The organism is Roseateles sp. P2_H4, assembly GCF_056403315.1.
In genome coordinates this window covers 24,344-32,211 of the sequence record NZ_JBFUFR010000059.1, presented here as the reverse complement: position 1 = coordinate 32,211, position 7,868 = coordinate 24,344, and the positions used below count along the sequence as shown (strand labels likewise).

The following is a 7,868-nucleotide window of genomic DNA, read 5'->3' as shown; positions in this document are numbered from 1 at the left end:
GCCTGGGCCACGCCAGCGCCGGCGCCCGGCGCCTGTTGGCGCTGGCCGGCCCAGGGCCAGGCCCGGAGCCGAGCCAGCCTTCCGCCGAAGCGGTGCTGGCCGGCCTGCACGTGGCCGCGCGGCAGGGGCCGGTCGTGCAGAGGGTGGACAGCCCCTGGGGGCGTTTCGAATTCAGCGCCCGGCGCCTGGATGCCGTCGACGGGAGTGCGCCGAGCTGGACACAGGTGCAACTGCGTCGCTTCGAGCCGCGCGAGCTGGCGGATGAGCGCCGGTTGCAGGGCTTCGAGCTGTCCAGCGGCCAGGCCGCCGTCGCGCGGCTGCTGCTGCGGGGGCTGGCCCAGGCCGAGGTCGCGCAAAGGCTGAACGTGGCCCCCAGCACCGTCGTCGACCACGCCCGCAAGCTCTACCAGCGCCTGGGCGTGCGCTCGGCGCGCGAGCTGGTCGACAAGCTCAGGTCCGCGCCGAATTGATGGCCAGCAGACCGTCGAAGATCAGGCCTTCGATGAGCTCGTGAGGCGCGTCCAGCGCCGGTGCCACCTTCCAGCCGGCACCGCCCGTCATCAGCAGCAGCGGCTCGCGGTTCTCGCGTTTGGTCAGCAGGCGGTGCATGCGCTCGATGGCGCCCGTGATGGCAAAGGTGCCGCCGGTCGTCAGCGCGTCGCTGGTGTTGGTGGGGAAGTCACGCACCTCGCCGGTGGGCACGCGCAGGCCGGCCGTGCCGCCTTCCAGCGCACGCAGCATGATGCCGTGGCCGGGCAGGATGAGGCCGCCGAGAAACTGGCCGTCGCTCGACAGGGAGTCCACGGTCACCGCCGTGCCGATCATGACGGTCAGCACCGGTCCCTCGAAGCCGCGCTTCTTCGCATGCGCATGGGCACCGATGACAGCCACCCAGCGGTCGGCGCCCAGGCGCGTCGGGTGGTCGTAGCCGTTCGTCACGCCGGCGGCCTCGGCGGCGGGCACGACCCAGCGCGGCACCAGGTCCCAGTGCTCCATCTGCTCTTCGACGCGGCGCCGCACCGCGTCACCGGCGACATTGCTGCCGAGGATGCGGGTGGGCGGGGCCAGGCCTTGCCAGTCCTCGTCGGCCAAGCGGTCGATGTTTTCCAGGAAGACGGCGCCGTGCTGCTGCGGCGGGTCGCCGGGCTGGGCGTCGTCTGCATAGACGGCCCATTTGAGCCGGGTGTTGCCAATGTCGATAGCCAGAAAGCTCATGGGAGGCTGTGGCGTGAACGATGCCGCGAGCCTACCAGCGCATTTGTATCTGCCTGTGCGGGTTTCTGCTTCAATCAGCGGCTACTTCTGATTGCCCCCTCTCACCAGGAGAATTTCCATGCTGCGACGTCTGCGCATCCAAGCCCGCCTCTGGCTGGCCTTCGGCATCATCCTGGCGATGACGGCGCTGCTGGTGGCCGTGGGTGGCTTCGGGCTCAAGGTGTCGCAGCAGGCCATCCAGGGCATCACGCAGAAGCTGATCCCGGCGTCCAACATCACCATGTCGGCGCGCAGCCAGCTGCTGCAGAGCAAGGCGGCGACGTCCACGCTGGTGGCTTCCATCTTCAACAAGGAGGGCATGGCCCGTGCCCGGAAGGAGTGGGACACCGCCCAGACGAGCCTCGACCAGGCCATGGAGGACTTCGGCAAGATCTCGACCGAAGAGAAGGGCAAGGAGGCCCTGGTCAAGTTCCGCGGCCTGATGGCCGACTACCGCAAGGCCGTCAAGCCGGTGGCCGACAAGATCCTGGCCGACAGCTATGCCGACGCCCAGGCCGCCTTCGAGGACATCAAGGCCGCCGACGCGGCCTACGACCCCGCCCTGGCCATGCTGAACAACATCGAGGGCGACCTGAAGAAGCGGGGGGACGATGTCTTCACCAAGGTCGACAGCCTGGTCGGCAACGTCTTCATCGGTTTCCTGGTCGCCTTCGTCGTCTGCGTCGTCATCGGCGGCGCGCTGGCAGTGCTGATCTCGCGCTCCATCATCGGCCCGCTGGTGGCCGCCAAGCGCTTTGCCGAACGCATGGCCGACGGTGACCTGTCGCGCGCACCCGAGGCCCGCGGCACCGACGAGTCCGCTGAGATGATGCAGGCCCTGGCGGCCATGCAGAAGTCCCTGTCCGAGATCGTCGGCCAGGTGCGCGAATCGGCCGAGAGCATCCAGGTCGCCTCGACCGAAGTGGCGACCGGCAATATGGACCTGTCACAGCGCACCGAGCAGACGGCGTCCAACCTGCAGCAGGCCTCCAGCTCCATGACCCAGCTGACCGGCACCGTCAGCCAGAGCGCCGATTCAGCCATGACGGCCAAGCAGCTCGCCGGCGCCGCCGCCGAGACGGCCGGCCGCGGTGGCGCGGTGGTGTCGCGCGTCGTCAGCACCATGGGCGAGATCAACACCGCCAGCCGCAAGATCGCCGACATCATCGGCACCATCGACGGCATCGCCTTCCAGACCAACATCCTGGCGCTGAACGCCGCCGTGGAAGCGGCGCGGGCTGGCGAGCAGGGCCGCGGCTTCGCGGTGGTGGCCGGCGAGGTGCGATCGCTGGCCCAGCGCAGCGCCGAAGCGGCCCGCGAGATCAAGGCGCTGATCGGCGCCAGCGTCGAGCGCGTCGAGGCCGGCACCCACCTCGTCAACGACGCCGGCACGACGATGACCGACATCGTCGGCTCGGTGCAGCGCGTGACCGACATCATTGGCGAGATCAGCGCCGCGGCTGTCGAGCAGAGCCAGGGCATCGCCCAGGTCAACGGCACGGTGACGGAGCTGGACCAGATGACGCAGCAGAACGCCGCGCTGGTCGAAGAGTCCGCCGCGGCGGCTCAATCGCTGAAGGAACAGGCCGTGCGCCTGGCCGGGTTGGTGAGCAGCTTCAAGCTGAGCTGACGGGATCCGTATTGCTCGACGCTGCTGCCGGACAAAATGAAGATCCCTGTTCTCTTCCTTGCTGCATGGCTCGTCTTAGGCATCTGCGGTTCGACTGCTTCCGCGGATCCTCCGAATCGGCCGGAAACGTTGCCTCAGGATGCGCAACGCCAGGTTCTTGGAGTCTGGAAGCTAAGGAGCCCGGACTGCACGCGGGCCATTGAGCAGATAGCTGATCGATTCTTCATCGTTGCCCGCTGTCTTGATCAAGCTCAGATCGATGGCTCGATCGGCATTCCGCTGACTCGCATCACCGCCACGTCCTATAGAAATCTCTCGGGAGTGACATACGAGATTGATGCAGCAGGCTACTTGCTGGTCAAGGTCGGCACTGAAGTCTTTGATCGTGGTCCGCCTCTGAAGAAACTTTGGCCGGAGAAGCAGGCTTCCACTGCAAACGACGGCTGATGCCGCCCTCTGGGGTGGAGACGCGCCCGAGTGCTGGGGTTCGCGGCCGTGGTCGACCCGCAGATTGCGAAGGCTGCTCCCAGCCTGGAGCCGACGTCCTTCGGCAGTGAAGTTGGCGACCGAGCGCCTCAGCTGTCGGCTGTCGGAGCCGCAGCCCCTCGCGTTGGCCGAGCGCCGCCGGCCTAGCTGGCCTTGGCCTTGGGCTTGAAGATGTGCACCGTTTCGCCGCGGGCGAGCATGTCCACCAGTTGCGCGATTCGCTTGGCGCGCGTCTCAGGCTTGACAGCGGTCTGGACGCGCCAGAGCACGGCGTAGCGGTTGCTCGCGTTGACGGTGGCGAAGAAGGCCTTGGCTGGCGGGCTGGCGTCCAGCGCCGCGGCGAGGTCGTCGGGCACGGTGGACGTCTTGGCGCCGTCGTAGGCCTGGGCCCAGCGGCCGTCGGCCTTGGCGGCCTCGACCTGCGCCTGGCCGGGCGGTTGCATGCGGCCCGCCTCGGTCAGCGCGGCCACCTTGTCGACATTGATCTTGGACCAGATGCTGCGCGCGCGCCGCGGCGTGAAACGCTGCAGGAAGTGCTGGTCGTCCAGCCCCTTCTTCTGGCCGTCGATCCAGCCCCAGCACAGCGCGATCTCCACCGCCTCGGGGTAGGTCACGCTGGGCTCGGCAGCGCCGCGCTTGGCGATCTGCAGCCACAGGCCGTCGGACTTCGCGTGGTTCTTCTTCAGCCAGGCCTCGAAGGCCTTGGCGTTCTTGAACAGCGTCGGGGCGGCCTCGACCGGGGCAGCGGGCTTGATGGCGGGCATGCGTGCAGTGTGCCGCAGGCCTCAGAGAAGCCAACGGCGTCGACGGGAGCAGACGTCGCTTTGGACGCTAGTGGGCTGTCAGCGGTGATCCTCGATCTCGCCGGTTGCCGACTTGCCGTTGTACGCGTTGCGAATGAGGTCCGCGAGCAGCCGTGCCGGCTCGCTGAGGCTTCGGCTCGCTCGGTGGACGAGGCCGATGTCCCGATGAAAGGTGTGATGCCCGAGGTCGATCGCGCGTACCGCTGCGGGCCACTTGCGATGCGTGGCGGTCTGCGGTACGAGCGCGACCCCCACGCCGTTGGCCACCAGCCGCACGATCGCATCGAGCTCGTCGAGCTCGCAGACCTGCTGCACGTTCAGGTGCGCGGCGCGCAGGAAACGATCGACCTGCCGGCCGCCGAACGAGGCGCGGTCATACCGGACAAACGGCTGGCTGGACAGCAGATCGGCCCAATCGTTGCCGTCCACGTGCCGTGGCACCAGCAGGCGAAACGGCTCGTGCACCAGCGTGCTCCAGCGCAGGTCACCGTGCAGCGAGAACGGCGGTCGGATGATCGCCGCCATGGCGATGTCGCCGGCGTCGACCAGGTTCAGCAGTTCCATGGACAGGCCCGGAACGACTCTCGTACGGCAGCCGGGAACCTGCTTGTGGAACTTCCCGAGCGCGTCAGGTAGCAGCGAGCGCTGCACCGATGCGATGGCGCCGACGTTGACCGGTACGGTGGCTGGCTGCCCGGTGTTGCTAGACCCGAGCTCGTTGTAGAGGCGAAGCAGCTCTTGGGCTTGCGCCAGCGTCTGGTGCCCCATGGCATTCAGACGCGCTGATCTCCCAGTCCGGTCGAAGAGTTGGAAGCCAAGGTCTGCCTCCAAACGCTGCATCTGCGCACTGACGGCGGCCTGCGTCAGGCCGATCTGTTCGCCGGCAGCGGCGAACGTCCCCTCTCGTGCCACGGCCATCAAGGTCTTCAATTCGCGGATCATCAACAAATTCTGTTTGTGCTTGGGGCAAATATATATTGATTTTCTTTTTTTCTGCGCTGCCTAGGATTCAAGCACCGAAGACCGCCACCGCCCGATCAACAACACATCACTCACACCATGACGATGCGTGCTCCCACCAGCAATCCCCACAGCCTCTCCCCGTTCCACGTCGCATTCGCGGTGCACGACATCGCGCTGGCCAGGGAGTTCTACGGAGACCTGCTCGGCTGCCCTGAAGGCCGCAGCGCGGCCGACTGGGTCGACTTCAACTTCTACGGTCACCAGATCGTGGCGCACCTGGCCCCCGGCGAAACCGGCATCGCGCAGCGCAACGCGGTCGATGGCCACGGCGTGCCGGTGCGCCACTTCGGCATCGTGCTGCCGATGGCCGAGTGGGAGGCGGCCGCCACGCGCCTCAAGGCGGCCGATGTCGAGTTCGTGATCGAGCCCTACATCCGCTTCAAGGGCGAACCCGGCGAGCAGGCCACGATGTTCTTCCTCGACCCGTCCGGCAATGCACTGGAGATCAAGGCCTTCGCCGACATCGCGATGCTGTTTGCCAAGTGATTTGTTGATGAATCACCCATGAGGAGCGATCAATGAAGAAACTGGTGCTTGCCATCATTGCCGCCGCCAATGCTTGCGCGGTGCATGCGGACACGCTGCAGAAGATCAAGTCAACGGGATCCGTGACCATGGGCGTGCGTGAATCGTCGGGCGCCTTGTCATACACCATCGGCAGCGGGACGTACGTCGGCTTTCACATCGACTTGTGCCATCGCGCGCTGGCCGATATCCAGAAGCAGCTTGGACTAGCGAAGCTGGACATCAAGTACCAGCCCGTGTCGTCGGCCAATCGGACGCCTCTGCTGCAGAACGGGACGATCGACATCGAATGCGGCTCGACGACCAACAACGCCGCCCGCCAACAGCAGGTCGCGTTTGCGCTGACGACCTATGTCGAGGAGATCCGCATCGCCGTGAAGGCGAACTCAGGCATTCAGTCGATCAGTCAGTTGAACGGCCGCAAGGTTGCGACGACCACCGGCACGACCAGCGTGCAGCTCTTGCGCAAGCACCAAAGGGCCGCGGGCGTCGAGTTCCAGGAGATCTTCGGCAAGGACCACACTGACAGCATGCTCAACCTCGATTCCGGGCGCGCCGATGCCTTCGTGATGGACGCTCAAGTACTGGCCGGCAACATCGCCAAGTCGCGCAATCCGGCGGACTTCAGGATCGTTGGCGAGGTGCTGGGCGTGGAGCCGATCGCGATCATGGTCCGCAAGGACGACCCGGCATTCAAGCAAAGCGTCGACAACACGCTGCGCAGCCTGATGAAGAGCGGCGAGATCGCGCAGCTCTACGACAAGTGGTTCATGAAGCCGATCCCGCCCACCAACACCGCCGTCAATCTGCCGGCCTCCGAAGAGACAAAGGCGGCCTGGGCGAGCCCGACCGACAAGCCGGCCGAAGAGTACGCGCGTCGGTGAATGGGTCGAGTCCTCATCTCCCGGCGCGATCTCGGCCGGCGCGGTTCGCCCGCACAGCCGTCAATTGATCTATTCATGCAGAGTTGGAAATGAGCAAGCTATTTCAGCCTCTGACGTTGCGCGGCGTGACGCTGCGCAACCGTCTGGCACTGAGCCCCATGTGCCAGTACACGGCCAACGACGGCTTTGTGAACGAATACCACGTCGCCCACTACGGGCGCTTTGCACTCGGCGGGTTCGGCCTGGTGATGGTCGAGGCCACCGGCGTGTCGCCCGAGGCCCGGATCACCCATGGCGACGTGGGCATCTGGGATGACGCCCATGTCGAAGGCCTGGCCCGGATCGCGGCCTTCGCCAAGCAATACGGCGCCGTCCCAGGTATCCAGATCGCCCATGCCGGCCCCAAGGCCAGCATTCAGCGCGCATTCGAGGGGAACGGGCCGCTGGACGAACGTGATGCTGCCCGCGGCGAGCATCCATGGCCGGTGGTCTCTCCCAGCGCGCGTCCAGCGGCCGAGGGTTGGCTGGCACCCACCGCGCTCGATGCACGGGGCATCGCCAAGGTCCGGGCTGACTTCGCCGCAGCGGCACGCCGTGCGTTGACGGCCGGCTTCGAGGTGTTGGAACTGCACTGCGCACACGGCTTCTTGTTGAATGCGTTCCTCTCGCTGCTGACCAACGACCGGACCGACGGATATGGCGGCAGCTTCGAGAACCGTATCCGTCTGCCGCTGGAGATCGCCCGCGAGTTGCGTGAGATCTGGCCGAAGGACAAGCCGCTGTTCGTGCGCATCTCGGCGGTGGACGGCAGCCGGGACGGCTGGACCATCGACGACAGCGTGGCTTTCGCCAGGGAGCTCGCCAAGGTCGGCGTCGATGTCGTCGACTGTTCCTCCGGTGGCTTCGGCGTCTTCGACTACCCGATTGGCTATGGTTTCCAGGTGCCGTTCGCCGCGCGGATCCGTCGCGAGACGGGCATCGGCACCATGGCCGTCGGCCTCATCGTCGACCCACACCAGGCCGAGACGGTCGTGGCTTCGGGCCAGGCCGACATCGTCGCACTGGGGCACAGCGCGCTGCGTGATCCGCACTTCCCGCTGCATGCACGGCAGACGCTGGGGGCGGCCGATCCGCAAAGTCCCTACGCCGACTGGAACATCCAGGCTGCGTGGTGGCTCAACGGCCGTGAAAGCAGGCTTCAACGGCTGGGCCCCCGGCCCCTGGTCGAAGCGTGCGCCACAGAACTGTGCGACGCCTGAGCCG

The 7,868-nt window shown here is 66.5% G+C and carries 9 protein-coding genes; 6 read left to right on the top strand and 3 right to left on the bottom strand.

The window, feature by feature from the left end; translation table 11 throughout:
- A partial coding sequence (locus tag AC1DW3_RS28485) for a helix-turn-helix transcriptional regulator (protein ID WP_477937254.1) occupies positions 1-470 on the top strand: 470 nt, incomplete at its 5' end.
- Here AC1DW3_RS28485 and AC1DW3_RS28480 read toward each other — a convergent pair.
- A complete protein-coding gene (locus AC1DW3_RS28480; protein ID WP_477937252.1) occupies positions 451-1,215 on the bottom strand; it encodes a type III pantothenate kinase in 765 nt (254 codons plus the stop codon). The genes AC1DW3_RS28485 and AC1DW3_RS28480 overlap by 20 nt on opposite strands.
- Positions 1,216-1,333: 118 nt before the next feature.
- Here AC1DW3_RS28480 and AC1DW3_RS28475 point away from each other — a divergent pair, with 118 nt between their 5' ends.
- Entirely contained in the window at positions 1,334-2,884 is a 1,551-nt protein-coding gene (locus AC1DW3_RS28475) for a methyl-accepting chemotaxis protein (RefSeq protein ID WP_477937250.1), read from the top strand.
- 36 nt (positions 2,885-2,920) lie between these two features.
- Positions 2,921-3,331 (top strand): hypothetical protein, encoded by a 411-nt coding sequence (locus AC1DW3_RS28470; protein WP_477937249.1) that lies wholly within the window; start codon positions 2,921-2,923, stop codon positions 3,329-3,331.
- 182 nt (positions 3,332-3,513) lie between these two features.
- Here the strand turns inward: AC1DW3_RS28470 and AC1DW3_RS28465 are convergent, their stop codons facing one another.
- Positions 3,514-4,134 carry a YdeI/OmpD-associated family protein gene (locus AC1DW3_RS28465; protein ID WP_477937247.1) on the bottom strand — a complete coding sequence of 207 codons (621 nt, stop codon included), beginning with the start codon at positions 4,132-4,134 and terminating at the stop codon, positions 3,514-3,516.
- A gap of 78 nt (positions 4,135-4,212) precedes the next feature.
- A complete protein-coding gene (locus tag AC1DW3_RS28460) occupies positions 4,213-5,115 on the bottom strand; it encodes a LysR family transcriptional regulator (RefSeq protein WP_477937245.1) in 903 nt (300 codons plus the stop codon).
- A 123-nt stretch (positions 5,116-5,238) separates the two neighbouring features.
- On the opposite strand from AC1DW3_RS28460, the gene AC1DW3_RS28455 reads away from it, so the two are divergent.
- From AC1DW3_RS28455 to AC1DW3_RS28445, 3 genes are all read left to right on the top strand, one after another.
- Positions 5,239-5,682, top strand: a complete 444-nt coding sequence (locus tag AC1DW3_RS28455) for a VOC family protein (RefSeq protein ID WP_477937256.1) — start codon at positions 5,239-5,241, stop codon at positions 5,680-5,682.
- Positions 5,683-5,714: 32 nt separating this feature from the next.
- A complete protein-coding gene (locus tag AC1DW3_RS28450) occupies positions 5,715-6,605 on the top strand; it encodes an amino acid ABC transporter substrate-binding protein (RefSeq protein ID WP_477937243.1) in 891 nt (296 codons plus the stop codon).
- Between the two features lie 89 nt (positions 6,606-6,694).
- Entirely contained in the window at positions 6,695-7,864 is a 1,170-nt protein-coding gene (locus tag AC1DW3_RS28445) for an NADH:flavin oxidoreductase/NADH oxidase (RefSeq protein ID WP_477937241.1), read from the top strand.
- Positions 7,865-7,868: the final 4 nt, after the last annotated feature.